The sequence below is a fragment of the Chryseobacterium sp. sg2396 genome (genome assembly GCF_042610505.1).
In the GTDB taxonomy this organism is placed as follows: Bacteria; Bacteroidota; Bacteroidia; order Flavobacteriales; family Weeksellaceae; genus Chryseobacterium.
Window position 1 is genome coordinate 29,160 of record NZ_JBHGAQ010000022.1, and the last position, 26,227, is coordinate 55,386.

Consider the following 26,227-nt stretch of genomic DNA (forward strand, 5'->3'; position numbering starts at 1 on the left):
ATTGTTATTAAAATTACAGATTTCCTCTTTTTTCCTGCTCCCTTTCCAATGCTTCAAATAAAGCTTTGAAGTTTCCTGCACCGAAACTCTGTGCACCATGTCGCTCGATTATTTCAAAGAATAGAGTAGGGCGGTCTTCTACCGGCTTGGTAAAGATCTGCAACAGGTATCCTTCTTCATCATGATCGATCAGGATTCCAAGGTCCTGCAGTTTTTTTAGATCTTCGTCAATATGTCCTACTCGTTCAGGAACCATATCGTAATAAGCTTCCGGTGGAGCAGAAAGGAATTCCACGCCGCGTTTTTTCAGTTCGGTTACGGTATGGATGATGTCTTTTGTCGCTACGGCGATATGCTGTACCCCTTCACCTTCATAGAAATCAAGATACTCTTCCACCTGGGATTTCTTTTTACCTTCGGCAGGCTCATTAATTGGAAATTTAGCATATCCGTTTCCGTTGGACATTACTTTAGACATCAAAGCGGAATATTCTGTATTGATCTGCTTGTCATCGAAAGAAAGAATGTTTACAAATCCCATTACTTTCTCATACCATTCAACGGTAGGAATCATTCTGTCCCAGTTTACGTTTCCTACGCAGTGGTCAACATACAGAAGCCCGGCATCTTCCGGATTGTAAGCGCTTTCCCACTTTTCATAACCCGGCATGAAAGCACCATTGTAGTTTTTCCTTTCCACAAACATATGAATAGTTTCTCCGTAAGTATAGATTCCGGACATTCTTACTTCGCCGTGCTCATCAGTTAAGGTAACCGGCTCCAGATAAGGTTTTCCGCCTCTTTTGGTTGTTTCTTCAAAAGCTGAATAGGCATCATCTACCCAAAGTGCCAGGATTTTTACACCGTCACCGTGTTTTTTTACGTGCTCATTGATCGGGGAATCCGATTTCAGTCCGGTAGTAAGCACCAGTCTGATTTTTCCCTGCTGAAGAACATACGATGCACGGTCTCTCACGCCTGTTTCAGGACCTGCATACGCAACAGACTGAAACCCGAAAGCGGTCTTGTAGTAATGCGCGGCCTGCTTGGCATTCCCTACATAAAACTCAATATAATCGGTACCGTTGATCGGCAAAAAATTCTCTGCCTGAGCAATCTTTTCGGCAAATGTAAGTGTTGACATATTCTATTTTTACTTTTATATTTATGGTTGCAAATTACGAATTTATCGTTAATGCGGAAAATATAAACAAACAAACGTTAGGTAAGTGGCTAAGATGTTATTTTAGTCACAAACACAGCATATTAATAATAGCATAAACTAACCACAAAAGTCACAAAAGACTATTATGCTGCATAAAAAGTTAAATGTAAGAAATTAAAAAAGCGCACAAAAGTTTTAAAAAATCTTTGATTTTTTATCTCATGTGATCTAAAATATTTTCACAGCCGGAAACTCATCTGATGTTTTTTATGTGTTAAATATCTGTGCAAATCTCTGCCATCTATGAGAAATAAATTACCAGGTAGTTATAACTTAAACCGTTCGTAAGCCGCTCTCTCCAGCATTTCCCGGTCATCGGGATGCGCAATGCTGATCAGTTCCTGTGCCCGTTGTTTGAGGTTTTTTCCATACAGATAAGCGGTTCCGTATTCAGTAACCACCCAATGGATGTGTCCTCTGGTGGTTACTACACCGGCTCCCTGCTTCAAGAAAGGAACGATCCTGGAAACGCCTCTTTTCGTTCTGGACGTAATGGCAATGATCGGTTTTCCGTCTTCGCTCAGGGCGGCTCCTCTCATAAAGTCCATCTGTCCGCCGATTCCGCTGTACTGCATGGTTCCGATAGAGTCGGCGCAGACCTGTCCGGTAAGGTCGATTTCAATGGCTGAGTTGATGGCGACCATTTTTTTATTCCGCATGATGTTGATCGGGAAATTCACATCGCTTACATCCTTAAAGGCAAAAACCGTATTGTCGTCGACGTAATCATAAAGCCTTCTGGTTCCGAAGCAGAAACTGGTAATCGTTTTATTGTCATTGTAGCCTTTGTATTTGTTGTTGATTACGTCATTCTGGATCAGGGCGATCACGCCGTCACTCAGCATTTCGGTATGGATGCCCAGGTCTTTGTGGTTGTGCAGGCATTTCAGTACCGCATCCGGAATGGTTCCGATTCCCATTTGCAGGGTGGATCTGTCATCGATCAGTTCCGCTACATTTTTTCCCACTTCCATTTCTTCCGTTCCTACCTTGGATCCGTAATCTACGGTCGGAAGTTCTTCTTCATGCCACACCAGTTTGGTGATTTTGCTGATATGGATCATTCCATCCCCATGTGTTCGTGGCATTAACGGATTCACGATGGCTACAATAATTTTTGCCGTATCCACAGCGGCCCTTGCAACATCTACGGAAGTTCCCAAGGTACAAAATCCATGTTTGTCGGGAGGAGAAACGGTTATCAGGGCAACATCCAGCGGCAGGATGTTCTTTCTGAACAGGATCGGGATTTCACTCAGGAAGACCGGTACAAAATCGCCCCGCTCCGAATTGACGGCATCACGCACCGGAGAAGAAACAAATAAGGAATTTACGAAGAACTTTCCGGCATATTCCGGTTTGGCGATTTCCACATTTCCCTGCTGGGTAATGGAAACCATTTCCACGTTGTCCAGACGGTGAGACTGCCTCGCGAGTTCGTCGATTAAGTAATTCGGGGTACAGGCACTTCCGTGAAAGAATACCCGGTTGCCGCTTTTGATAGTATAGATCGCTTCTTCTGCGCTGATGTATTGATCCATAAATTACATTTTATTTGAATACAGATATTTTCTTTTCTTAAAGATAGCTCATATTATTTAGATGAATTAAAAATAAGCAGAGATTTTTGTCATGTTTTGGAAAAATATGATACGAAAAAGGATTAAATGCATTGCACTTAATCCTTTGTTTGTATCGATGGCAAACCTCATAGGTTTAAAAAAACCTATGAGGTTTACAGGCACTTATATTTATTCCTGTAAACGGTCTTTCAGGGTATGATCTTCCTCCTCCAGCCAGGATGTTTTGTAAGAAGGATCTTCCACTTTTAAGGCTTCTTCCGTAATTTTCAGCGGGCGGAACGGATCGACCATCACGGCATATTCTTCCGTAAATTTCTTTCCGATGCTGCGTTCCATGGCACCGGGATGCGGACCATGAACGATTCCTCCCGGATGCAGGGTGAAATCCATCAGGTCGATATGGTTACGGCTCATGAAATCCCCTTCGGTGTAGAAGAGCACTTCATCGGAGTCGATGTTGGAGTGGTTGTAAGGTGCCGGAATTGCCTGCGGATGATAGTCGTACATCCTTGCACAAAACGAGCACACCACAAAGTTGTGGGCCTCAAAAGTCTGGTGCACCGGCGGCGGTTGGTGGATCCTTCCCGTAATCGGTTCAAAATTCTTGATGTTGAATTTATAAGGATAAAAATATCCGTCCCAGCCTACGACATCAAACGGGTGGGTAGCATACACAAAATCGGTGATCTGGTTTTCTTTTTTAACTTTAACTACAAATTCTCCCTTTTCATCTTTCGGTGCTTTATAAGTTGGGGCGACAATGTCTCTTTCGCAGAACGGCGAATGTTCCAGCAGTTGGCCGAACTCATTCCGGTACCGTTTCGGCGTGTAGATCGGAGAGTGGCTTTCCAGGATAAAGAACACGGTATCTTCCGACTGCAGCTCAATCTGGTAAATCGTTCCTCTCGGAATGATGAGGTAGTCGCCGACAGCAAATTCGAGGTCTCCGACAAATGTTTTCAGGATCCCATTTCCGTTGTGGACAAACAGAAGCTCGTCGCATTCCGCATTCTTGTAAAAATAATCCATGGATTTCCGTGGCTTCGACAATCCCATTTTCATGTCGTTGTTCACCATCAGGAACTTACGGCTGTCCAGCACGTCGTCTTCCGGAGTTACATTCATCCCTTTGAACATTCTCGGGGTCACATTTTTATCAACGGCAATCTTCGGCGACACATCTTTGGGCTCCCCGATGGATTTGATCTGGGTAGGGCGGTGGATGTGGTACAGCAAAGAAGAAATTCCGTGGAATCCTTCCGTCCCGAAAAGCTGTTCGTAATAGAATTTATCTTCCGGAGACTTGAAAACCGTATGCCTTTTTGGTGGGATATTTCCCGACTGATGATATCTCATTTTACTTTTATATGTGGATTCTCAAATGTAATAATTTTTAATGAAACGGGAAGATTGTTTAATTGTGAGGTTCAGCAAGGTTATTGAAATGAGAGTGTACATTTGCTCCATAGGAGCAATATCTGTGTAAAAAAGAAAATTTTCAGGCATTCAGCACGCCGTAGGTGTTCTATTGTCCCAAGCTGATGTGTTGTGGCAAGAGATAAAACTCCGCTGGAGTTCAATTTTATTTACTATACTTTTATTCTTACACAGATATTATTCCTACGGAATATTTAGAATATCCTTTCACAAATGTATCTAAAGCAGATTCACTGTTGACCGTTCACCGACTGGCTGTCTTAGCTGAATGAAATCTATGGTGCTGGGCTTGCCGAAATATCCTTGCGATCGAAATTGCTCAATCATATTAGGAAAACTTTGCGAATATTGCGTTGAGAATAAACAGCCCGCATCTTAGATTAATTTTAAATTAATGTTTTCTTTTTAAAAAAATAATTGTTAGTTTTGTCTAACAATTTTAATTTCATGAAGCGAATATCACTTTTTGTTATTCTGTATTCCTCCTTCAGTTTCTCTCAGGCAACGGACAGCCTGAATGTAAACCAATCTTTAAAAGGAGATTCGGCGAGTAGTTTGAAGAAAAAAGAAATGAAAACAAATGATATTGATGATGTCGTGATTACAGGAACCCTAAAGCCGGTCAGCCGTTCCAAAAGTCCGGTAGCGGTAGAAATTTACAGCCAGAAATTCTTCCAAAAAAACCCGACACCGAATATTTTCGAATCCATTGCCATGGTGAATGGAGTAAAACCTCAGCTCAACTGTTCGGTCTGCAATACAGGCGATATTCATATCAATGGGCTGGAAGGCCCTTATACCATGATTCTGATTGACGGAATGCCGATTGTGAGTTCACTTTCCACGGTTTACGGACTGAGCGGAATCCCGAACAGCCTCGTCGACCGGATTGAAGTGGTAAAAGGGCCGGCTTCTTCGATTTACGGTTCCGAAGCAATGGGCGGGGTAATTAATATCATTACCAAAAGTGCGCTGACCGCTCCGAAACTCAGCGTTGATCTGATGACCACTACCTGGAATGAAAACAATGTGGATCTTTCAACGAAATTTAATTTGGGCAAAAAAGCTGCTTCGATAGTAAGCCTGAATTATTTCAATGCCACCCAAAGGTTGGATGAAAACCATGACAATTTTACGGACGGCGCTTTACAGAACAGGATTTCCCTATTTAATAAATGGAACTTTAAGCGAAAAGAAAACCGGCAGGCCAGCTTTGCGCTGAGGTATCTTTATGAAGACCGGTTCGGCGGAGAAATGCAGTGGAACAAATCGTACCGCGGGAGTGATCAGGTGTATGGTGAAAGTATTTACACCAACAGGGTAGAAGCGTTCGGGATGTACCAGTGGCCGTTAAAGGAAAATATCATGACCCAGTTTTCCTACAATTTCCACGACCAGAATTCTTTTTACGGGGATCACCCTTTCCTGGCAACCCAGAAAGTGGCTTTTGCACAGACCTACTGGGATAAAAAGCTGGGAAACCATGATCTTATTGCAGGCGTTACCTTTAAAAGAACGTTCTATGATGACAATACACCGGGCACCTTATCAGCCGACGGTTCCACGAACGAACCGATGAAGTCGCCCATCCTCGGGGTATTCATCCAGGATCAGTGGGAGATCAATGAAAAGAATACGTTGTTACTGGGATACCGGCTGGATTATGACAAAATCCATCACGCCGTCCATTCCCCGCGTTTTGCCTGGAAGTTTTCACCAAACCCTTATCATACGCTAAGGCTCAATTTCGGAACGGGTTTTCGTGTAGTGAACCTTTTTACGGAAGACCATGCGGCACTGACGGGCTCACGGGAAGTGGTGATTCAATCGAATCTGAAACCGGAAAGGTCCGTCAACGGAAACCTGAATTACATCTGGAAGATTCCGGCAGGCGAGCGGCTGATCAATCTGGACGCTTCGGCTTTCTATACCTATTTCAGCAATAAAATTACCGGGGATTTCGATACCGATCCGGGAAAGATCATTTACGACAACCTTCGTGGGTATGGAATTTCAAAGGGTGCTTCGCTGAATGTAGATTACAGCTTCAGTTTTCCGCTGAGCATTAATGTAGGGGTGACGTTTCTTGATGTATACCAAAAATTTGATGATGAAAGAGAGAAATCTCAGCAGCTGCATGCCCCGGAATGGAGCGGAACCTACGCCCTGACTTACCGGTTTCCAAATGATCTGACGGTTGATTTTACCGGTCAGTTCTACGGTCCGATGCGGTTGCCGATTCTCCCGGACGATTACCGCCCGGAATATTCCCCTTGGTATTCCCTGACCAATATCCAGGTTTCCAAAATTTTCAGGTCCGGGTTTGAGGTATACTGTGGCATCAAGAACCTTTTTAATTTTACCCCTAAAGATCCGCTGATGCGCCCTTTCGATCCGTTCGACCGCACGGTGAATGATCCGGTAACCAATCCGAACGGCTATACGTTTGATACGACGTACGGCTATGCACCGATGCAGAAAATCCGAGGATTCCTGGGGGTGAAGTATACTTTGAAGTAGATGAATTTAACCTTGACTTACAGAATAGTAACCGCAAAAATCACAAAACTCTTTAACACATAAATCTCATAAGATTTTTTTGTGGCTAAGCGTAGTCAAAGTCTGCAAAGTTTTAGATCACATAAGAGGAAAATCAAAGATTTTCAGTTCGGTCGCTGTGGCTGAGCGGAGCCGAAGCCACTGCCTGTATCCGGTTCCATCTTCCATCTTTACAAAGTCAAAAAAGAAAATATGAAATCAATAAGCCTCTTTTTAATGATAATTCCGCTTTTTTGTTTCTCTCAGCTCAGGACAATGAGTTTTAAAGATTGGGAAATTAAACAAGCGGAGGAGCCCAAGCCGACGGTTATTCATATTTATACAGATTGGTGTTCCATCTGCAGGATTGAACAATTTGAACTGAATAAAGACCGACAGCTTTTGGAATTGATCAACGAAAAATTTTACTTCATCTCGTTTGAGGCGGAAAAAATGACGGAAACGGTCAGGTTTCAGGAAAAGATCTTTCGTTATCTTCCGAATGGCAATTCCGGGATTCATGAACTGGCTCTGGCATTGTCGAAGAACAAAAGCCGACCGGTATACCCGCTGTGGATTATTTTAAACGAAAATCAAAATCTCGTCGATTATCACGAGGGAATTTTTCTGCCGGAACAATTGGAGAAAAAACTGGTAGAAATTTTGAATTTTTGAAACTGTTAATTTTTTCTCTCGCAGATTGAGCTGATTACGCAGATTTTATTTTATCACAAGGCTAAACAACGAATGGATTCACTTGAATATTCATAAGATAAACAAAGTCGTTTATGATTTTCATTTTGTATTTCCTAAATAAGCGGAGCACCTTTGTTTAGCTTGAAAATCAGCATTATCATGTTCAGAAGCCTTTGTCTGGCTTTGCGATATTATTTCTTATTCAGCCATGAGTTTACCAGCGTCGGATGAGTCTGTACCCATTGTTTGGCGGTTTTTTCCTTATCCTTGCTGTATTCCATTTTGGTTAAAAGATCGGTCATGTCCGCATCGGTATAATGCATGTTGGAGAAGAACTTCGCCAGTTCCGGATGGTCTTTGGTAAAGCTTTTACGACTGTAGGTTTTGATCTGTTCTGCATCGCCGAATGTTCTCCTGGGATCTTCCAGGAATTTCAGCTTCATTTTTCCGAACATCCAGTGCGGCTGCCATCCTGCGACTACAATCCATTGTTTTTGGCGGATCGCATTCTGAAGTTCGGTGATCATCGCAATCGTGGAAGAATTTATCTGGCGGTAATCCAACTGATAGTCCCGGATTGCTTTGTCTGCAGCAGTCGTAAGTCCGGCTCCTTTTTCGATCCCGATGATCCTATGGTTGAACCGGTCTTTATATTGGTTCAGTTCTGTTATTGAGTTTACCGGAACATAATCCGGAACCACAAGACCGATGCGGCCGGCATCGTAATTTGTTCCGAGAACTTTCAGATCGGGAAACCGGTTGACTTTTGAAGCGTGGGTATAAGGTAGCCAGACGCCCATGAAAAGATCGGTGTCTTCATTGTTCATCGAGGCCAGGATCATATCGGTAGAAGCTTTCTGGATGATGACATGATAACCCTGTTCATCAAGGATAGCTTTAGCAACATGCGTCATCGCAACATCTTCCGCCCAGCCGTCTACCATGCCGATGGTGATGTATTTTGAGCTTTTTAACTGCTTACAGGAAATCAGCATGCATGCAATAACGGTTAAAAAAACGGGTATTAAATATTTTAAATGTTTCATTTTACTTTTTTTTCTTTACAAATCCCTGGGTTATACGGTCGAGGATGATGGCTAAAATCACAACGGATAATCCGCTTTCGAATCCTAGTCCGATATCCAGGTTGTTAATGCCTTCCAGTACCTTTTCCCCCAGTCCGCCGGCAGCAATCATCCCGGCAATCACCACCATGGAAAGCGATAATAAGATGGTCTGGTTCACCCCTGCCAGAATGGTCTGCATGGCTAAAGGAAGTTCGACCTTGAATAAAATCTGGCGGTTGGTAGCCCCGAAAGCCCGTGCGGCTTCCACAATATCCTTGGGGACCGAATCGATACCCAGGGTTGTTAAACGTACTGCAGGCGGCATGGCAAAAATAATGGTGGCAAAAGCACCGGGCACCTTACCGATGCTGAAGAACAGCACAGCCGGAATCAGATAAACGAAAGCAGGCATCGTCTGCATCAGGTCGAGCATCGGACGTATTATTTTTGCGGCCACTTTGTTTTTCGCTGCCCAGATCCCCAGCGGAACCGAAAAGAGCAGTGCCGTAAGCGTGGCTACGAAAATCAGCGCTAATGTTTCCATCGTTTCTTTCCAGAATCCCATCAGGAAGATCAGCGTCAGTCCCCCGGCGGTCATCAGAGCGGTCCCTTTGCCGGACTTCCACCACGCAAGCAGGGTAAAAAGAAGGATGATGATATAAAACGGGGTGTTGGTCAGCAGCCATTCGATTCCGAGAATGGAAGCGTTGCCGATGTGTTTAATGATATCAAAAAATGGTTTGGCATTGTCGGTGAGCCAGTTGACGGCCGTCTCTACATATTGCCCTATATCTATAATTTTATGCATGTTATGTTATTGGTTGTTTGCGATTTCTTTTAATTCGATGATTTCCTCTTTGTTGAACCTTGTGGCTTCGATGACCAGCGACAATTGCGTCACCAGCCCCAGGAATTTATTATTTCCGTCCACCACGGCAATCGAGGATTTGCTTCCTGAAATCAACGGCAGCATTTCTTCCACGGTAGCTTCCGGAAATACCGACGGTACATTGCTGTTGATTACCGATTCTACGGTGGGTTCTTTCTTTTTGGCGATCTGCAGGATGTCGTCCAGCTTTACAAATCCCAGGAAGGTATTCTGGAAATCCACTACGGGTAAATTCTCCAGGCCGGTGGCCCTCATTTTCCGGAGCGCGCCTTCCGGGCCGTCTTTCCTGAAACGCACTACCGTAGGTTTATCGAACATTAAAGATTTCGCTGTGATGATGCTTTTGCGGTCTACTTTTTCTACGAAGGCTTTTACATAGTCGCTCGCCGGGTTGGTGAGAATATCTTCGGCGGTCCCGATCTGCTCGATCACCCCGTCTTTCATGATCACGATGCGGTCGCCGATCTTGATGGCTTCGTCGAGGTCGTGGGTAATAAAGACGATGGTTTTCTGAAGCGTCTCCTGGAGTTCCAGCATCTGGTCCTGCATTTCCGATTTGATCAGCGGGTCCAAAGCTGAGAAAGCCTCATCCATCAGCAGGACTTCAGGGTCGTTGGCCAATGCCCTTGCCAGGCCGACCCGCTGCTGCATCCCTCCGGAAAGCTGTGACGGATATTGGTTTTCAAAACCGTTCAGCCCGACAATATCCAGTGCTTTCTGTGCTTTTTCTTCGCGGGATTTTTTATCTTCACCCCGGATCTCCAGTCCGAAAGCAGCGTTGCTCAGCACCGTGTGATGGGGCAGGAGTCCGAATTTCTGGAACACCATGCTCATTTCCGTACGCCGTACTTCCAGCAGGTCTTTGTTGTTTTTGCCGGTAATATTATCGTCGTTGATGTACACGTTTCCCAAAGTCGGCTCGTTCAGCCGGTTCAGGCAGCGCAAAAGGGTAGATTTTCCGCTTCCCGACAATCCCATGATCACGAAGAATTCCCCTTCATAAATTTCAAAATTCGCTTTGTTGATCCCGACCGTGCAGCCGGTTTTCTCAAGGATTTCTTTTTTCGAAAAGCCTTCGTCGAGAAGTTCAAGGGCTTTTTCCTTGTTTTTGCCGAAGATAATCGTGAGATCCTCGACTTTAAGTTTTACTTTCTTTTTATTTTCTATTGTATTCATATCAGATGTTTGTATTTAGCACAGATGTAAATATTTTAATTAAACGTTTAATCTGCTATGGAATTTTACCTGTTGAATAGCATCCTATGAAAGGTTGATGATAACCTCAATGCAAATAATAATATAAAGCATGATGCTTATATGCAATTGCAGATTTTACTTCTTAAAGAAGATCAGAAAAGAAAAATTTTCTTTTTAACAGAGAATCATTATCTCAAAAATAATGATCCGATAGATATACTATACAACTGGAATTTCTACATTTTGACAAAATGCAGGCCAATAAAAAGCATTGCTTTGTAAATTATTGACTCTGCAAATTTACGAAATTTAAATTATATGAATTTTTTCAAGTATAAATAATTGAATTTTAATGATTTAATAAATGAGGGTATTGTCTGAATAATGATAAGTTAGAGTTGTAAATAGTTTGGCTTTTGGATTTTACTAAATTATTGTGAGCTTTTAGCTTTATGGAGTTTGTAATTTTATTCCGGAAGGCATACGGTGTTTTTTAACGCAAAGATTTTATTTTCCTGACGCGTAATTCAAGTGAGCAAAGAATGAATCAGCAAGCTGATTTGAGGAAGCGGCTGTTTTATCTTTACGCTTTTATGAAGGTGTATTAAAAACAGCTGCTTCGCTCAGCAGATTTATTTGTCTTCTTGAGATAAACGCAATCTAATTTTTGCATTTAATTACTTTTAATTCTGTTGCCTTAAAATATGCCCGAATGTAAATACGATTATCAATAGGAACGGGTTTTAACCCGTTTTAATCTAACGTCATTTAAAATCGGCTTTAGCCAAACTTATTATAAATTTTGGCTAAAGCCGAACAATAATCACAATAATGACATCGGGCTAAAGCCCGACGCTATTGATAACCTTTATAATGTTTTGAATATTATACTTTTATTGCTGATTACGTCGGATTTGCATTATGATTTTAACGCAAAGTTTTTATTTTCCTGATACATAATTCAAGGGAGCAAAGAATGAATCAGGAAGCTGATTGAAGAAGCTGTCCGTTCGCTTCGCGCAGCAGATTTATCTGCCTTTGCCTTCTTAAGATAAACGCGGCCTTAATTAATCTTTGTGTTTAGAGTTATCAATACCTTAAAATAAGTCTAAGCGTAAAAACGATTATCAATAGGAATGGGTTTTAACCCGTTCTGATCTAACGTTCATTTTAAATCGGCTTTAGCCAAAATTTATAATAAGTTTTAGTTAAAGTCAGATCCTGATCACAATAATGACATCGAACTAAAGCCCAACGCTATTGATAGCCTGAATAATGTTTCGAATATTAAATTTTAACTGATAATGATAATCGGATTAAGATAGATTACAGACCTGTTTCATTTCCGGATTTTCATTTCAGCAACACCGCCACTATCGCCAGGATTGCAGGCATCGCCTGTACGAAAAATATCTTTTTCGTGGCGGAAATACCGCCGTAAATACCGGCCACAGCTACACATCCGAGGAAGAACAAGGCCACATTCGTCTGCCATTCCGGATCTTTGATCAGAAGGGACCAGATGAGTCCGGCTGCAAGGAAACCGTTGTAAAGCCCCTGATTGGCAGCTAACCCTTTGGTCGGTTTAAACAGGTCTGCCGGAAGGGCATTTCTGAAAACTTCTTTTCCCTTGGTTTCCCAAGCAAACATTTCCATCCACAGGATGTAAAGATGTTCAAGGGCAACGGCGGCGATGAGGATTTTGGCTATGATTTCCATTTATTGTTATTTCGTTTTACTACAGAAGTCAAAAAAGACCAGGCTGCTGAAGATTAAAGTTAATTATTTATGTTCAGAAGTCCGTAAAAGTTTTAAAAATCTTTGATTTTTATTTTCGGACACATCATTTTTCATAAGCAATGTAAAATCATTTTCTGGAATGGCTTTATTAAATGGATTGTTGTAAAAGGCAAAAAAAAGAGTAAGTTTGATGATCTAATTTTAATTATGGAATCATTCAGGGCGCATTTGGAAAAGTTCATCAGCATCGATGATGAGAAATTTGATGCTATCCTCTCGTATTTCCGTGTGGTGGAAGTGAAGAAAAAACAGGATCTGCTGTCTGAAGGGGAAATCTGCCGGCTGATGTTCTTTGTGGTAAAGGGCTGCCTGAGAAAATTTTTCATTAATGAAAAAGGAATTGAACAGACCACTGAATTCGCCATTGAAAACTGGTGGATGACGGATACTTTTGCTTACGAAAGACAGTCGAAAACGGATTTCGGAATCCAGGCCGTGGAAAGGTCGATTGTTTTGGCCATTGATTTTCAGGACCGTGAAAAGTTGCTGGAAAAATATCCGCTAATGGAACGGTATTTCCGGATCGTGTATCAGCGGTCTTCGGCTGCTGCGGAACGGCGGATCCGGTATCTTTACGAATTGTCCAAAGAAGAAGCCTTTATTCGGTTCAGTACATTATATCCATGGTTTATTCAAAGAATTCCGCAGTATCTGGTGGCTTCCTTTCTGGGATTCACCCCGGAGTATTTAAGTGAAATTAGAGCGAAACTTCGTCCCTGAAACTAAAATCGGATATGGCTGAAAGATTTTTCAACGCAAAGTTTTCATTCTATTGACGTATAATTCAAGGGAGCAAAGAAAGAATCAGCAAGCTGATTTGAAGAAGCGGGCGTTTTATCCATGTGCTCTAAAGAGGATACATTGCAACAGCAGTTTCGCGCAGTAAATTTATTTGCCTTTGCTCACTTTAAGAGCCTGTTTAAATTTTAATTCAGCAAACTTTCCGTCATTTCTCTTAATTTTCTCAATTAAATAAACTTTGTTTATTCTTCACTTTAATACGATGATTCCAATTTATTTAATTGAATATCGCCGGGCAATCGGCATATTGATTTTTTTAAGCTAAAATATCTTAAATTCTTAATGTTAAAATATAAAAGGTAAATTTAAACAGGCTCTAAAATATACGGAGTGATTATTAACCTTTTCGTTATGAAATCTGCGCGCTTTATGTAACGCAAAGTTTTCATTTTCTTATCGCATAATTCAAGGGAGCAAAGAATGAATCAGCAAGCTGATTTGAAGAAGCGGGCGTTTTATCCATGTGCTCTAAAGAGAATTTATAATAGCAGCAGCTTCGCGCAGCAAATTTATTTGCCTTTGCTCACTTTAAAATATGCAGAGTGATTATTAACCTTTTCGTTATGAAATCTGCGCGCTTTATGTAATGCAAAGTTTTCATTTTCTTGTCGCATAATTCAAGGGAGCAAAGAATGAATCAGCAAGCTGATTTGAAGAAGCGGGTGTTTTATCCATGTGCTCTAAAGGGAATGTATAATAGCAGCAGCTTCGCGCAGCAAACTTATTTGCCTTTGCTCACTTTAAAATATGCGGAGTGATTATTAACCTTTTCGTTATGCAATCTGCGCGCTTTATGTAATGCAAAGTGTTCATTTTCGGGTTGCATAATTCAAGGGAGCAAAGAATGAATCAGCAAGCTGAGTTGAAGAAGCGGGTGTTTTATCCATGTGCGCTAAAGGGAATGTATAATAGCAGCAGCTTCGCGCAGCAAATTTATTTGCCTTTGCTCACTTTAAAATATGCGGAGTGATTATTAACCTTTTCGTTATGAAATCTGCGCGCTTTATGTAATGCAAAGTTTTCATTTTCTTGTCGCATAATTCAAGGGAGCAAAGAATGAATCAGCAAGCTGATTTGAAGAAGCGGGTGTTTTATCCATGTGCTCTAAAGGGAATGTATAATAGCAGCAGCTTCGCGCAGCAAATTTATTTGCCTTTGCTCACTTTAAAATATGCGGAGTGATTATTAACCTTTTCGTTATGAAATCTGCGCGCTTTATGTAATGCAAAGTTTTCATTTTCTTGTCGCATAATTCAAGGGAGCAAAGAATGAATCAGCAAGCTGATTTGAAGAAGCGGGCGTTTTATCCATGTGCTCTAAAGAGAATTTATAATAGCAGCAGCTTCGCGCAGCAAATTTATTTGCCTTTGCTCACTTTAAAATATGCAGAGTGATTATTAACCTTTTCGTTATGAAATCTGCGCGCTTTATGTAACGCAAAGTTTTCATTTTCTTGACGCATAATTCAAGGGAGCAAAGAATGAATCAGCAAGCTGATTTGAAGAAGCGGGTGTTTTATCCATGTGCTCTAAAGGGAATGTATAATAGCAGCAGCTTCGCGCAGCAAATTTATTTGCCTTTGCTCACTTTAAAATATGCGGAGTGATTATTAACCTTTTCGTTATGAAATCTGCGCGCTTTATGTAATGCAAAGTTTTCATTTTCTTGTCGCATAATTCAAGGGAGCAAAGAATGAATCAGCAAGCTGATTTGAAGAAACATACGTTTTATTCATGTGCTCTAAAGGGAATGTATAATAGCAGCAGCTTCGCGCAGCAAATTTATTTGCCTTTGCCTGCTTCAAAATATGCGGAATAATCATCAATTTTTGCGTTAATTGTAAAGCAGCATTAATATAACGCATACAGAATATGATACCATGAAACTCCCCACGCCTTGCATATTCAACATCAATTTTATAAAAATTCATTTCTTAAACTGGTTTAAGATTTTTGCCGTCCGGAAACGGGAACTTTGCCTCAGAACTTTTAAACAAAATAAAAATGAGTACAAGATTCAACATGGCAGAGGTAAATGCCACCGCTTACCAGGCCGGAACAGGAATGGAAAAAGCCCTTCAAAACAGTTTTTTAACCTCGATCCAAAAGGAGCTGATCAAGATCAGGGCTTCGCAGATCAACGGCTGTGCCTTTTGTCTCGACATGCATACCAAAAATGCTCTGAGATACGGTGAAACGCCACAACGGATTTTCCTTCTGAATTCATGGAAGGATGCCCGGGAACTGTTTACCGAAGAAGAACAGGTGATACTTGCTATTGCGGAGGAAGTTACTCTGATCAGTGAGAAAGGATTATCCGAAGAAACCTACCAAAAAGCAAAACAGATTTTCAGCGAAACCCGGATTGCGGATATCATTATGGCGGCTGTCACGATCAATATGTGGAACCGGATTGCGATTTCTACCCACATGCCGGTTGCAGAATAATATCCCAAGGATTGCGCAGATTTTCACAGATTATTATATCAATAGGAGCGAATTTTAGTCCGCTTTTTAATTTAAAAAGCGCTTCCCGGTATGAGAAGCGCTTTTGTTATTTCGGGCAGCTGAGCTGATCTTTCTGTTGTGCGTTAATGGGGAGTCATCAATGAAAAAAAATAAAATGGTAAAAATATTCTTTAATAGCTTCATCTTCAATTGATTTAATGATTATATGAAATTTCCGCACCCAATAAAATCTTTGCCTCATCATTTCTCAGCGGTTTTTACCGTCAGATGAGCTGTGTTAAATAAATCTGTGGCTGTTCCTGCAGTTTTTCATTGATCAGATCTCCGAAAGCCTTGATATAAGGTTGCTCATTGTGTTTGGCAAGCCCCTCTTTACTTTTCCAGATCTCGTAGAATATAAACTGGTTGTGGTCCTCAATTCCCTGATGGAGCGTATATTGTTCATTGGCTTCTTCCTGGATGGTTTCTCTGACCATATTCTGAAGTGTTTCCAGGACTTCTTCACGGTATTCTTCTTTTGCCTTAATAACGGCGGTAAGGTAGATTTTCATAATTTAAATATAATATTCGATCGATTGATGTTGCGGTTTCCATTGCAGTTCCGTCCGGGCTTTGTCTGAGCTGCACAGACTGTTGGAAGCAAAACCGAAATAGCCTCCCGCAGGGCCGAAGGTATCCACCGCTTCCTGAACGGTTACCGACCGGGCAGGCTGCAGGCTGTAACGGTCGCTTATTTTTTCTGCCAGGTTTTTTATCGTTGAAGCGCCGTTTTCTGCATAATACAGAGATCCTGCTTTTGACTTTTCCAAAGCAAGGATATATAAATCGGCCAGGTCTTCAATGTGTACATTCGACCAGATATTTTCCCCCTTCCCGAAGTAAATTCCGAATCCTTTCTTTTTCGACAAGCTGATAAGAGCAGGAAGCTGGATGCTGTCTTTTTTCAGTCCAAGGCCTTCTCCGTACACCATGGTAGGAACGATAACGATGCTCCTGATATTCTTCCGGGTAGACCGAAGGATATGCTGATTGATGAGAACCCGGGAAGCCATTTCCAGTCGTGGCTGTAGCGGAAAGTCTTCCGTAAATACAAAATCATTTTTTTCTCCGTTCTCCTTTCCTCCGAAAATGGCTGAGCCGGAGGTGAAAATAAAAGTTTTTCCGGTTCCTTCCAAAGCATTTACAATGCTGTCTGCCGCATAGGCGTCATCTGCGGAATCGGCGTTGTGGATCACGGCATCCGCATCGGAAATTGCTTTTTGTAAAACCGTTTCATCATGGATGCTTCCGACAATGGTTTCAATTCCGGCGGCATTCAGTTCTTTGGTATGGACCTCATTACGAACCAGACCAACTACCTTGTATTTTTTATCCAGTAGCTTTTGAGCTATGCTTCCGCCGATATATCCGGTGATTCCCGTAATTAATATCTTTTTCATCCGGTCAGGCAAAATGAGGTTTCAGTTCTTTTTCAAATATGGCGGTCAGGTGTTCGCGGTACCGCTTCATATCGCGCTCCACATCAGCGTTCTTTTCCACATCATGAAAATGGAAACTTTCCATTTTTTCGAGAGAGACAAAAGCGTTCATCCGGTGAAATCCGAACAGCGGTCCGTTATCCACACCGGTTTCGTTAAAGAATTCTCCGGGGAGGGTAAAGGCGGTTTCCGGGGCATTCCAGCTGGTAGTCACCAGGTATTTTCTTCCGCCGAGCATTCCGCCGGTGCCGTAATTGATTTCAGGGTTGTCCGAGCTTCTGCCGTCGTTCAGATAAATTCCTTTGGCTTGGCCTGCCGTGAAAACTTCATCGATGTATTTCTTTAAGCCGTTCGGCAACTGGAACCACCAGATCGGGGTGTGGTAGATGATGTAGTCTGCCCACACAAACTTTTTTACTTCTTCGTCTTTATCATAGCCTTCATCCACGTTCGTAATCTGTACTTCTACATTGCCGAAGCTTTTCAGTACTTCCAGGGTATTTTTTGTAATCGTTTCATTATATTTTCCTCCGGAATGTCCGAAGTTCTGTCCTCCATTGATAATCAATACTTTTTTCATTGCTTTATGATGTTTAAATTTTACAGTACAAAGGTATCAGCTAGATTGCTATCAGAAAAATAATATAATTTATAGTTAAGTATTATTTAAATGATTTAAATGTAGTATATTGAAAGTTAATAATTTAATTATGGTATAGACAGCGGTAATGCTTTTCATTTATGTTGAAAATATTATAATTATTATTATTTGACTAAATTTGCATTATAAAAGTAATACTTATGGTTAATCTGGAATGGTACCGGACTTTTAAAGCGATCTATAATACCGGGACTTTAACGGAAGCTGCAGATTCCTTATTTATTTCCCAGCCGGGGGTAAGTTTGCATCTCAGTTCGCTTGAAGCTTACGTCGGGTATAAATTATTCGACCGGACGGGAAGGAAAATGATTCCTACGGAAAGGGGAAAGGTTTTATTCAATGCGATCTCGGAGCCGTTGACCAAACTGGAAGAGGCGGAAAAAAACTTTCAGAAATCTACGGAGAAACTTACTCCTACTATCAGTGTCGGAATGTGCTTTGAAACTTTTCAGACCACGCTGGAGCAGTATGTTTCCAGCCTGCCGTTCAACCTGATCATCAGTTTCGGACAATACCGGGAAATGCTCGATCAGCTGGATAAAGGGATTTTAGATTTAATTATTACCCCGAAAAAAGGAATTTCGCCGAACATTCAGCACGAAGCATTTTCATCGGAGCGGATTATTCTGGTCGGCGGCAGGGATGTTGATGTACAGGAGTTTGAAAAGACTTTAAATAGTAAAGGAACCGAATATGCTGAGGAATGGCTGAGAAATGAAAAGTGGTATGGGACAGCCGGGGATATGGAGCATCTTTTCCAGTTCTGGATCCTGAATTTCGGCCATAAGCCGGATTTCAGACCTAATTATATTGTACCCAACCTCAATTCCATCGTCCGCTGTCTGAAAGGAGGCTCCGGCGTAGCGGTTGTACCCGATTTCCTCTGCAGAAAAGAAATTGAAGACGGCGAGATCAGGCTGATCTGGGAGGGTGAAAAAAAGCTGGAAAACACTTTATATTTCGGCTGCAGGAAAAAAACGAATTACCTGCAGGAGATTGACCATATCAAAGGGCTATTCCGGAAGGTGATGGGAAAAGAAATTCATGTTTAACAAAATAAAATTATAAATAACAATATGCAAAAGAAAACATACGCAGGGCAACCTGTTATTACCTTAAACAACGGCGTGGATATCCCGGCTTTAGGCTTCGGGGTATGGCAGATGGAAGACCAGCAGGAATGTGAAAACGCGGTGATCAAAGCCATTGAGACCGGTTACCGGATGATCGATACGGCTTCTATTTACCAGAATGAAACGGCCGTAGGAAATGCGGTAAAGAACAGCGGAATCAATCGGGAAGAACTGTTCATCACTTCCAAGCTATGGGTTCAGGATACATCTTATGAAAAGGCAAAAGGTGCTTTTCAGAGAACGGTGGACCGGTTACAGCTGGATTATCTTGATATGTATCTGATCCACTGGCCGTATGCCGATTTTACCGGCGCGTGGAGAGCAATGGAAGAGCTGTATCAGGAAGGAAAGATCAAAGCCATCGGCGTATGCAATTTCCCGAAGGATAAGATGGAAGAACTGAAAGCGGCTGCAACCATTCTTCCGGTAATCAACCAGATCGAACTGCACCCAATCTTCCAGCAAAAGGAACTTCAGAGGTATAACCGGGAAAACAACATCATTACCCAACCGTGGAGCCCGCTTGGAAACGGCAACGCCGGATTGCTGGAGAATGCCGAATTGAAGTCCATCGGTGAAAAATACGGGAAAACCGTAGCGCAGGTCATTTTAAGATGGCACCTTCAGGAAGGTTTCTGTATGATCCCGAAATCGGTAACACCTTCGAGAATCGAAGAAAACTTTAATGTATTTGATTTCGAACTGACGGAAGACGAAATGAATACAGTCCGCTCTCTGGATACCGGAAAAAGGTTGTTCTTCGATCCGAAAGATCCGGAATGGGAACAGAAAATGCTGAAGGCTGTAGCGGATATTTAATTTAACAATTTTAAATGATAAAAAAGATCTGTAATCAACAGTATCAGTCTCTTAATATGTAAGCTTCTTCCTGTGTGAAGGAGCTTTTATTTTGTTGGCCAATAAAGACAATATTTATTAGAATTAAAACAGGAATTAGTTTTATTTTTATCTACTAAAGTATTACTGTAATTATGAAGAAACCTCTTTTGGCACTGGTGCTCTTCTCCGTTGTTTCCTGCGGTGGCAACGATGAAGATCAGGATCCCGGCAACAAAGCATCCATTATCGGAAAATGGTCTGTTGAAAAATCGGAGATTTACAAATCTATCAATCAGCAGATCCTGACCTCTTACTCAACGGATTGCCAGAAAATGGATACTTATGAATTTACCTCTTCCCATCTTATTTCCATTTCCTATGCCGATAACAATAACACCTGCGTAAAAACAGATTTTTCTACAAGGAAATATTCGTTCGATAAAGGAGAAGGTAAATTCTGGTTTGAGGGCGAAGAGAAATATCCGTATTTCATTACCAAGCTTACCGCAAGCGATATGGTGATCGAAGACCGGATGCAGGATTTTGACGGGGACGGAACAAGGGATGTGCTCAGGCGTTTTTATAAAAGAATCAATTAAACTGACGTGCATTCGAAGCAATTCTGACTAACAGGTTGGATGCTGGAAGCTGGATGCTGGAAGTTTTAACGCTACTAACAAAGCTAAAAGTCATTTATGCCATTTGATATTATTTATTTACCAGCTAAGAAATACTATTCAACATTCCAATTCACAAATCTTAATTCTTTTTAGCCTTATCAAGCAACAGGTTGAAAATAAATGACAGATTATCAAATTTACATTAAATTAAAACTCCTTTCGATTGAAAGGAGTTTTTAGTAATATGAAAATAAAATTATTTCGTAAGATCCAGTCCGCCGAAGTTTCCGGAACTCATCATCAGGTAAACGCCCTGCGTTTTATCCAGCGTGTTCCAGTAGGCGTGAAGGTCTTCTGCATGGGTAAAGACTTTCAGGTCTGTATTTTTAAATTTATCGCGGATCAGCTCCGGCGAAATCGGTTCCATTCTTTTGATCTTCAGGGCATCTTCCGAGTAAAAAACAACCGCTTCATCCAGGCCGTCCATCGCGTGGTCGTACTGTTCCAGGAAAACCGGGTTCAGGCTTGAATACGTATGGAGTTCCAGGAAACCGTATTTTTTATCTTTGTTAAACTGTTCGCCAAAAGCTTTTACCGTGGCCTTTACCTTGCTCGGTGCGTGGGCAAAATCTTTGTAAAGAATTCCATTGTCGGTCCTTTCGACCTTCTCCAGACGTTTTGAAGCTCCTTTAAAGCTCATAATGGCTTCGTAGAAATCTTCATCCATGATTCCCAGCGTATGGCAGATATGGCGCGCTCCTTCCATGTTCAGGAGGTTATGGGCTCCGAATACCGAAAGCGGGACATTACCGACTTCCGTCTTCAGATGAACTTTTGCGTTTACGATTTCATATTCAGGCGTACGGTAAGGGATTTTCCGAAAGTAGTTTTCCGCTTCTTCCACGACTTTCACCACTTCTGCATCTTCTTCATTGTATACCAGAACGCCGCCTGCCGTGATGCTGGCTACGAATTTCCTGAACTGTTCGATATAGTCGTCAAATGTTTTAAATACATTGATGTGGTCCCAGGCAATTCCGCTCAGTAAAGCGATATTCGGCTGGTATAATAAAAATTTAGAACGCAGGTCGATCGGGGAGGAGAGGTATTCGTCGCCTTCCAATACCATGAAATCGTTGTCCTGTGTCAGCTTTACCATACAGTCGAAACCTTCCAGTTGGGCCCCTACCATAAAATCCACATCTTTCTGATGAAAATTCAGGACGTGCAGGATCATTGAGGTAATGGTGGTTTTTCCGTGAGAACCGGCAATCACCACTCTGGTTTTGTTTTTCGACTGCTCGTACAGGAACTCGGGATAAGAATAGATCTTCAGCCCCAGTTCTTTTGCTCTGGCCAGTTCCGGGTTGTCCTGATGGGCATGCATGCCTAAAATGACCGCATCGATATCAGCAGTGATCTTTTCCGGGAACCAGCCTGTTTCTGCAGGCAGGATTCCTTTGTTTTCCAGCCGGGTCCTGGACGGTTCGAAAATAGCATCGTCGGAACCGGTTACCTGGTATCCTTTATCTTTTAATGCAATGGCAAGATTGTGCATGGCACTTCCGCCGATCGCGATGAAATGGGTTTTCAATCTGTTACGGTTTTTTTACGTGGGTATTGATGATCTCCTGAAAAGCATTGGTGATGTTGGTCCAGTTTGTTCTGTAGTTGGGCATCACGTCGCTCGCATCCGTCTTACTGCCTTCATTAGGCCCTTTCTTTACGTTGATGGAGATGGCTATATGATCGTAGATCTTTTTATGGTCTTCCTGTATCCTTTTGAAATTGTTCTGGAAAAGGATGGTCTGCAGGTTCATCAGTTCCTCATCCGAAACGTTAAAATCCTGTTTGTATTTTTTACCCTGTCCTTCAAAAGAATAATGTGCAGTATTTCCTTTGATCAGAAGGTTTTCATAGATAGGGGCAAAGCCGCCGCTTTTGGAATAGCTGATGTCGAAATCCGAATATACTTTCTGGCTGTTGCATGATACCAACAGCATTGTTATAAATAAGATTCCTAATATCCTTTTCATAAGTTCCTGCTTTTAATTATCTGATTTTTTTTGTTCTAACTTTTTAGCTTTCAGTTCTTCATCGTATTGATGCAGAAGGTTGAAATCCTCGGTCTGCTCAATGGCCGTCATGATCTTCAGTAAAATCTGCTGTGCATTTTCCTTATCATAATCGATATCCAGAGGTGCCTTGAACTCCATGGTCGGTTTCACCCCGGTAACTTTTACCCGGAGGCCTTTCTTATCGAATGCCCTTCTGAATCCGTTGATTTTAATAGGAATTACAATAGGCCGTTGGTTTTTTACCAGTTTGGCCGTACCCCGTCTTCCCTGGGCAAAGGCAGAAGTGGTTCCCTGTGGGAAAGTGGCTACCCATCCGTTATCCAGGGCTTTCATGATATTGTCGACTTCGCTCATATCCACGATCCGGTTTACGTTTTTGCCTTCGGCCCTCCAGGTCCGCTTTACCGTTACGGCACCGGCGATCTTAAAGATCTTCGGAAGAATCCCTTTGTTCATGGTTTCTTCGGCGGCTACATAATAAAAATCGATTTTCGGGTTCAGTAGGTAAATCGGGTTTTTTATGGTATTCAGGTACCCGTTGTTTACCGAGCAGAATGCATGGTACATGGCGGCCACATCCGCAAAATACGTCTGATGGTTGGACACGAACAGCACATTGGAATCGGGAAGATCCACCAGATGTTCGGTTCCCGTGATTTTAAGTTTATTAAATCCGTTGAATCTTCGGTAAGATACCATTCCTAAAATAAAAATGATAATCCTCTTTAAAAAATAAGGAGTTCCGAACGCGTCGGTAAAAATATTTTTTTTCGCCATCTCTCAATTTACAGGGTGGTGCAAAGTTACATTTTTTTCAGCAACTGGCTGAATTCGCTCAGAATCATGGCCGTAGCGCCCCAGATGATGTATCCGTTGAAGTTGATTACCGGTACTTCATTCCCGCCGGCACCCGGCAGGGCCATGATTTCAGGGCTATCGGGAAGGCTCAGAAAGCTGGTCACGGGAAATTCAATGACTTCTACCGCTTCGGATTGCTGCAGGATGAATTCAGGGTTCTTTTTGGTGTAGGAAATGTAAGGATATACATAGAAATTGCTGGGCGGAATGTAAATCGGCGACATTTCGCGGATCATCCTTACATAATGTTTTTCGATACCGATTTCTTCAGAGGTTTCCCTTACGGCCGTTTCCGCAAAATCGCGGTCCGTCTCTTCCCGTTTTCCGCCAGGCAGCGAGATCTGTCCGCTGTGGCGGTCATGCTCATTAATGGTTCTCTGGATCAGAGGGAAGTGCCACTCGTCATTCTTTAGGTACAAAACGATATTGACGGCCGCAAACTTCGGGTTCCGCTCCAGAATTTCATCATAGGTGAAAACAGGCCTTGAAGGAGGAGAAAAAACACCGTGGGCATGGATTCCCGGTAATGCTGTAGTTTTTATTTTTCTTAATAAATCTTTTCCAAAACTCATTCTCAAATTTAATCATTTCTTTTGAAGGAAAGAAGAGTGGGGGTGTTAATTAATGGTAAAAACAGAAGAGTATTTTCTATTTGATGCAAGGTATAATGAACTATAAAATCTTGCATCAAAAAAATATCACGCAGATTTTTTGCTGGCTGAAGTTTTTCAACGCAAAGATGAATTTACAGGTGGTTGATTCCAGAAAACCAAGGTAAATGGAATTTGTTGCGCGAATCTTGGGCGTCCGCTTCATCGAATCAGCCTGCTGATTCCTTCTTTGCTCTCTTGACATAATCGGATTAGATTGAAAATCTTTGCGTGAAAAAAGCCTCATGCAGATTTTGCAGATAATGCAGATTATTTGTGGAAAGTTTTTCAACGCAAAGACGCATTTTCATACTGCTGATTTTAGTAAGCAAAGGCAAATAAATTTGCTGCGCGAAGTTTGGACGTGCGCTTCATCAAATCAGCTTGCTGACTCTTTCTTTGCTCACTTTAGATATGCAGGTTTTTCAACAAAATCTTTGCGTGGTAAAGATTAGCGGTATCAAGCTTTGCTGCTATCTGTCTTACACAAAATTGAATTAATATTTTTTTTGCATTTAAGCGAATATTATTCATCTTAAAATTATAAAATCAGGAATCAGCTATATTGAAAATTGAAAAAAAGTAAATATTTTTCATTTGTAAGTTTTGATTAATGATCTTATAATCATTGGTTTACAGGATATTTTTTTGTACGTCAAATTATTTTTTCTATTTTAGCCGCAGATTTTAACGAAAACAAGCGTAAGCTATCATATTGGGTCAAAGAAAACCGCTAAACTTCTTAAAAGGACAAGATGTTGATAGACTTACGCCCGTGTATCCATACGGCGCGGGCGGAGTCTTTTTTGTCCTTTAGGTTCTTAGCGGTACCTCTTTGCCAGATTGACTTTCGCTCCGCGCTTTTTTTTGTTTGATTTCCAACCTTATGGAAAAAAATGCATCTTTAATTATAATACGACGTGTTTTGTCGCATGTGAGGATTAGCTTTGCAGACAGATAAAAATTAATAAATTAAAAACAAAACCATGACCGGCAACCGCAGCGTTCCGTCTTTTACGGAAAACCATGATTACTATTCTTCAGGAATACGGTTAACCTTATTTTCTTTAAGGAAACGCTTCTTAATTTCGCATAAAAATAATAACAATATCAAAAATTCAATAGCATGAAAAGACTTTACATGAGCGCACTTACGATGTGCACGGTACTGGGCGTCTCGGCCCAGGAAGTGGTCTGGCAGAAGGACATCAGCTCCTCGACACAGGATTTCCTTTCGCAGGTGACGACCACCATAGACGGACAATATCTTATTACAGGAAGTTCTATTCAGGCACCGACCCCTTCAACCCCTTCGAGAACCTCAGGGGCCGGATCGGGAGCCGGACATCAACAAAACGCGGGCTACAACTATCACCTGATAAAATTAAATCCACAAGGAGAAGAAGTCTGGGAAAAATACTTTTCCGGAAAAAACCATGATTTTTTATCGGCTACGATAAATACACAGGAAGGAGGATATCTTCTTGCCGGAACCTCCTACAGTGGTAAAGGCCTGGATAAGAAGGAAGAGTCCAAAGGCGGAAGTGATTTTTGGCTGATCCGCATCAACGAATTCGGCGATGAGCTGTGGCAGAAAACCATCGGCAGTGCTTCTGATGAAGAAGCGAGGGCGGTGATCCAAACGACGGATTTTGGGTTTTATGTTGCCGGAAACATCCAGAATTCAGAGAAGGGCTACGGTTCCAAAGATGTTTTAATCGTACGATTAGATAAAAACGGAAAAGAGCTATCGCAGCTTGTTTTGGGCGGCAGAGGACTGGACGAAGTGGAGAAAATGATTCCGACGATTGATGGCGGAGCCTTATTAGGGATATATTCACGGAGCGGAGAAATAGCAGAAAGCGGAAAGACGCAGGCCGGAAGTACACAACAGCCTGCAAATCCATCCTCAACAGCCAGAAGCAAGCAGCCCAAAGCCAGCAGTAATTACGGTGAAGGCGACTACTGGATCGTAAAGCTTTCCAAAGACGGTAAAGTGGAATGGGAGAAGAATTTCGGCGGCAAAGGCGATGATCACTTAAGAACGTTAGCGATGACTTCCACCGGATATCTGATTGGCGGGGAATCCAGATCGGAGAGATCGGGCAATAAAACGGTGGGCATCGAAGAAGGAACCGACCTATGGTTAATCTCCGTAAATGCAAAGGGGGAAGAGATCTGGCAGAAATCCTACAGTTTCAAAAACCG

General features: G+C 41.9%; 22 protein-coding genes and 1 pseudogene. 8 read left to right on the forward strand and 15 right to left on the reverse strand.

Annotated features, from left to right (window positions below; genetic code table 11):
* Window positions 1–13: 13 nt before the first annotated feature.
* The 3 genes from hppD to ACED20_RS18760 all read right to left on the reverse strand — a co-directional run bounded on the left by hppD (window position 14) and on the right by ACED20_RS18760 (window position 4,164).
* On the reverse strand, window positions 14–1,144 hold the full coding sequence (hppD, locus tag ACED20_RS18750; RefSeq protein ID WP_294200528.1) for a 4-hydroxyphenylpyruvate dioxygenase: 1,131 nt from the start codon (window positions 1,142–1,144) through the stop codon (window positions 14–16).
* A 347-nt stretch (window positions 1,145–1,491) separates the two neighbouring features.
* Complete coding sequence (locus ACED20_RS18755) at window positions 1,492–2,766, reverse strand: acetyl-CoA hydrolase/transferase family protein (protein WP_295222523.1); 1,275 nt, start codon at window positions 2,764–2,766, stop codon at window positions 1,492–1,494.
* Between the two features lie 210 nt (window positions 2,767–2,976).
* Window positions 2,977–4,164 (reverse strand): homogentisate 1,2-dioxygenase, encoded by a 1,188-nt coding sequence (locus ACED20_RS18760; RefSeq protein ID WP_378106277.1) that lies wholly within the window; start codon window positions 4,162–4,164, stop codon window positions 2,977–2,979.
* A 528-nt stretch (window positions 4,165–4,692) separates the two neighbouring features.
* Between ACED20_RS18760 and ACED20_RS18765 the strand changes: the two genes are divergently transcribed.
* Together ACED20_RS18765 and ACED20_RS18770 are read left to right on the forward strand one after the other, a co-directional pair.
* Window positions 4,693–6,765 (forward strand): TonB-dependent receptor plug domain-containing protein, encoded by a 2,073-nt coding sequence (locus ACED20_RS18765; RefSeq protein ID WP_378106279.1) that lies wholly within the window; start codon window positions 4,693–4,695, stop codon window positions 6,763–6,765.
* A 294-nt stretch (window positions 6,766–7,059) separates the two neighbouring features.
* Window positions 7,060–7,458: a thiol:disulfide interchange protein gene (locus ACED20_RS18770; RefSeq protein ID WP_378106280.1), complete on the forward strand. Its 399-nt coding sequence runs from the start codon at window positions 7,060–7,062 to the stop codon at window positions 7,456–7,458.
* Between the two features lie 212 nt (window positions 7,459–7,670).
* Here the strand turns inward: ACED20_RS18770 and ACED20_RS18775 are convergent, their stop codons facing one another.
* The 4 genes from ACED20_RS18775 to ACED20_RS18790 form a co-directional block, all read right to left on the reverse strand.
* Window positions 7,671–8,525, reverse strand: coding sequence for a glycine betaine ABC transporter substrate-binding protein (locus ACED20_RS18775; RefSeq protein WP_378106282.1), 855 nt, complete (start codon window positions 8,523–8,525; stop codon window positions 7,671–7,673).
* 1 nt (window position 8,526) lies between these two features.
* Window positions 8,527–9,354, reverse strand: a complete 828-nt coding sequence (locus ACED20_RS18780; protein ID WP_294226038.1) for a proline/glycine betaine ABC transporter permease — start codon at window positions 9,352–9,354, stop codon at window positions 8,527–8,529.
* Window positions 9,355–9,360: 6 nt separating this feature from the next.
* Complete coding sequence (locus ACED20_RS18785) at window positions 9,361–10,611, reverse strand: glycine betaine/L-proline ABC transporter ATP-binding protein (RefSeq protein WP_378106284.1); 1,251 nt, start codon at window positions 10,609–10,611, stop codon at window positions 9,361–9,363.
* Between the two features lie 1,374 nt (window positions 10,612–11,985).
* The gene (locus ACED20_RS18790) at window positions 11,986–12,351 is read right to left on the reverse strand and encodes a DUF1304 domain-containing protein (RefSeq protein ID WP_294199548.1); all 366 of its coding nucleotides are present in this window, start codon (window positions 12,349–12,351) and stop codon (window positions 11,986–11,988) included.
* Between the two features lie 228 nt (window positions 12,352–12,579).
* Between ACED20_RS18790 and ACED20_RS18795 the strand changes: the two genes are divergently transcribed.
* Window positions 12,580–13,152 carry a Crp/Fnr family transcriptional regulator gene (locus ACED20_RS18795; RefSeq protein WP_378106286.1) on the forward strand — a complete coding sequence of 191 codons (573 nt, stop codon included), beginning with the start codon at window positions 12,580–12,582 and terminating at the stop codon, window positions 13,150–13,152.
* 1,738 nt (window positions 13,153–14,890) lie between these two features.
* Here ACED20_RS18795 and ACED20_RS18800 read toward each other — a convergent pair.
* On the reverse strand, window positions 14,891–15,163 hold the full coding sequence (locus ACED20_RS18800) for a hypothetical protein (protein WP_294229681.1): 273 nt from the start codon (window positions 15,161–15,163) through the stop codon (window positions 14,891–14,893).
* Between the two features lie 73 nt (window positions 15,164–15,236).
* Between ACED20_RS18800 and ACED20_RS18805 the strand changes: the two genes are divergently transcribed.
* Window positions 15,237–15,680, forward strand: coding sequence for a carboxymuconolactone decarboxylase family protein (locus tag ACED20_RS18805; RefSeq protein WP_294308184.1), 444 nt, complete (start codon window positions 15,237–15,239; stop codon window positions 15,678–15,680).
* Between the two features lie 284 nt (window positions 15,681–15,964).
* On the opposite strand, the gene ACED20_RS18810 is transcribed toward ACED20_RS18805, so the two are convergent.
* From ACED20_RS18810 to ACED20_RS18820, 3 genes are read right to left on the reverse strand one after another with little or no spacing between them, the layout of a single operon-like run.
* On the reverse strand, window positions 15,965–16,252 hold the full coding sequence (locus ACED20_RS18810; RefSeq protein ID WP_294229683.1) for a putative quinol monooxygenase: 288 nt from the start codon (window positions 16,250–16,252) through the stop codon (window positions 15,965–15,967).
* Between the two features lie 3 nt (window positions 16,253–16,255).
* Window positions 16,256–17,140: an NAD-dependent epimerase/dehydratase family protein gene (locus tag ACED20_RS18815; protein WP_294226052.1), complete on the reverse strand. Its 885-nt coding sequence runs from the start codon at window positions 17,138–17,140 to the stop codon at window positions 16,256–16,258.
* Between the two features lie 4 nt (window positions 17,141–17,144).
* Entirely contained in the window at window positions 17,145–17,759 is a 615-nt protein-coding gene (locus ACED20_RS18820) for an NAD(P)H-dependent oxidoreductase (RefSeq protein WP_294226054.1), read from the reverse strand.
* Between the two features lie 221 nt (window positions 17,760–17,980).
* Between ACED20_RS18820 and ACED20_RS18825 the strand changes: the two genes are divergently transcribed.
* The 3 genes from ACED20_RS18825 to ACED20_RS18835 all read left to right on the forward strand — a co-directional run bounded on the left by ACED20_RS18825 (window position 17,981) and on the right by ACED20_RS18835 (window position 20,412).
* A complete protein-coding gene (locus ACED20_RS18825) occupies window positions 17,981–18,892 on the forward strand; it encodes a LysR family transcriptional regulator (RefSeq protein ID WP_294240202.1) in 912 nt (303 codons plus the stop codon).
* A gap of 24 nt (window positions 18,893–18,916) precedes the next feature.
* The gene (locus tag ACED20_RS18830; protein ID WP_294201364.1) at window positions 18,917–19,792 is read left to right on the forward strand and encodes an aldo/keto reductase; all 876 of its coding nucleotides are present in this window, start codon (window positions 18,917–18,919) and stop codon (window positions 19,790–19,792) included.
* 173 nt (window positions 19,793–19,965) lie between these two features.
* A complete protein-coding gene (locus ACED20_RS18835; RefSeq protein WP_294201365.1) occupies window positions 19,966–20,412 on the forward strand; it encodes a lipocalin family protein in 447 nt (148 codons plus the stop codon).
* 277 nt (window positions 20,413–20,689) lie between these two features.
* Here the strand turns inward: ACED20_RS18835 and murC are convergent, their stop codons facing one another.
* Genes murC through ACED20_RS18855 form a run of 4 tightly spaced genes read right to left on the reverse strand, consistent with a single transcriptional unit; the run spans window position 20,690 to window position 23,941 of the window.
* The gene (gene murC, locus ACED20_RS18840) at window positions 20,690–22,027 is read right to left on the reverse strand and encodes a UDP-N-acetylmuramate--L-alanine ligase (RefSeq protein ID WP_294201367.1); all 1,338 of its coding nucleotides are present in this window, start codon (window positions 22,025–22,027) and stop codon (window positions 20,690–20,692) included.
* Between the two features lie 4 nt (window positions 22,028–22,031).
* On the reverse strand, window positions 22,032–22,469 hold the full coding sequence (locus ACED20_RS18845) for a hypothetical protein (protein ID WP_294201369.1): 438 nt from the start codon (window positions 22,467–22,469) through the stop codon (window positions 22,032–22,034).
* A 12-nt stretch (window positions 22,470–22,481) separates the two neighbouring features.
* The gene (locus ACED20_RS18850) at window positions 22,482–23,288 is read right to left on the reverse strand and encodes a 1-acyl-sn-glycerol-3-phosphate acyltransferase (protein WP_294226071.1); all 807 of its coding nucleotides are present in this window, start codon (window positions 23,286–23,288) and stop codon (window positions 22,482–22,484) included.
* 26 nt (window positions 23,289–23,314) lie between these two features.
* On the reverse strand, window positions 23,315–23,941 hold the full coding sequence (locus tag ACED20_RS18855; RefSeq protein ID WP_294201372.1) for a CoA pyrophosphatase: 627 nt from the start codon (window positions 23,939–23,941) through the stop codon (window positions 23,315–23,317).
* 1,204 nt (window positions 23,942–25,145) lie between these two features.
* Here ACED20_RS18855 and ACED20_RS18860 point away from each other — a divergent pair.
* Window positions 25,146–26,227 (forward strand): annotated as a pseudogene (locus ACED20_RS18860) (T9SS C-terminal target domain-containing protein); the annotation flags it as partial.

Coding starts and splice junctions, on each gene's coding strand:
- ACED20_RS18765 (WP_378106279.1), top strand. CDS start 4,693: ATGAAGCGAATATCACTTTTTGTTATTCTGTATTCCTCCTTCAGTTTC.
- ACED20_RS18805 (WP_294308184.1), top strand. CDS start 15,237: ATGAGTACAAGATTCAACATGGCAGAGGTAAATGCCACCGCTTACCAG.
- hppD (WP_294200528.1), bottom strand. CDS start 1,144: ATGTCAACACTTACATTTGCCGAAAAGATTGCTCAGGCAGAGAATTTT.
- ACED20_RS18760 (WP_378106277.1), bottom strand. CDS start 4,164: ATGAGATATCATCAGTCGGGAAATATCCCACCAAAAAGGCATACGGTT.
- ACED20_RS18810 (WP_294229683.1), bottom strand. CDS start 16,252: ATGAAAATCTACCTTACCGCCGTTATTAAGGCAAAAGAAGAATACCGT.
- ACED20_RS18770 (WP_378106280.1), top strand. CDS start 7,060: ATGAGTTTTAAAGATTGGGAAATTAAACAAGCGGAGGAGCCCAAGCCG.
- ACED20_RS18830 (WP_294201364.1), top strand. CDS start 18,917: ATGCAAAAGAAAACATACGCAGGGCAACCTGTTATTACCTTAAACAAC.
- ACED20_RS18825 (WP_294240202.1), top strand. CDS start 17,981: ATGGTTAATCTGGAATGGTACCGGACTTTTAAAGCGATCTATAATACC.
- ACED20_RS18835 (WP_294201365.1), top strand. CDS start 19,966: ATGAAGAAACCTCTTTTGGCACTGGTGCTCTTCTCCGTTGTTTCCTGC.
- ACED20_RS18845 (WP_294201369.1), bottom strand. CDS start 22,469: ATGAAAAGGATATTAGGAATCTTATTTATAACAATGCTGTTGGTATCA.
- ACED20_RS18775 (WP_378106282.1), bottom strand. CDS start 8,525: ATGAAACATTTAAAATATTTAATACCCGTTTTTTTAACCGTTATTGCA.
- ACED20_RS18815 (WP_294226052.1), bottom strand. CDS start 17,140: ATGAAAAAGATATTAATTACGGGAATCACCGGATATATCGGCGGAAGC.
- ACED20_RS18820 (WP_294226054.1), bottom strand. CDS start 17,759: ATGAAAAAAGTATTGATTATCAATGGAGGACAGAACTTCGGACATTCC.
- ACED20_RS18755 (WP_295222523.1), bottom strand. CDS start 2,766: ATGGATCAATACATCAGCGCAGAAGAAGCGATCTATACTATCAAAAGC.
- ACED20_RS18780 (WP_294226038.1), bottom strand. CDS start 9,354: ATGCATAAAATTATAGATATAGGGCAATATGTAGAGACGGCCGTCAAC.
- ACED20_RS18795 (WP_378106286.1), top strand. CDS start 12,580: ATGGAATCATTCAGGGCGCATTTGGAAAAGTTCATCAGCATCGATGAT.
- ACED20_RS18785 (WP_378106284.1), bottom strand. CDS start 10,611: ATGAATACAATAGAAAATAAAAAGAAAGTAAAACTTAAAGTCGAGGAT.
- ACED20_RS18855 (WP_294201372.1), bottom strand. CDS start 23,941: ATGAGTTTTGGAAAAGATTTATTAAGAAAAATAAAAACTACAGCATTA.
- ACED20_RS18790 (WP_294199548.1), bottom strand. CDS start 12,351: ATGGAAATCATAGCCAAAATCCTCATCGCCGCCGTTGCCCTTGAACAT.
- ACED20_RS18800 (WP_294229681.1), bottom strand. CDS start 15,163: ATGAATTTTTATAAAATTGATGTTGAATATGCAAGGCGTGGGGAGTTT.
- ACED20_RS18850 (WP_294226071.1), bottom strand. CDS start 23,288: ATGGCGAAAAAAAATATTTTTACCGACGCGTTCGGAACTCCTTATTTT.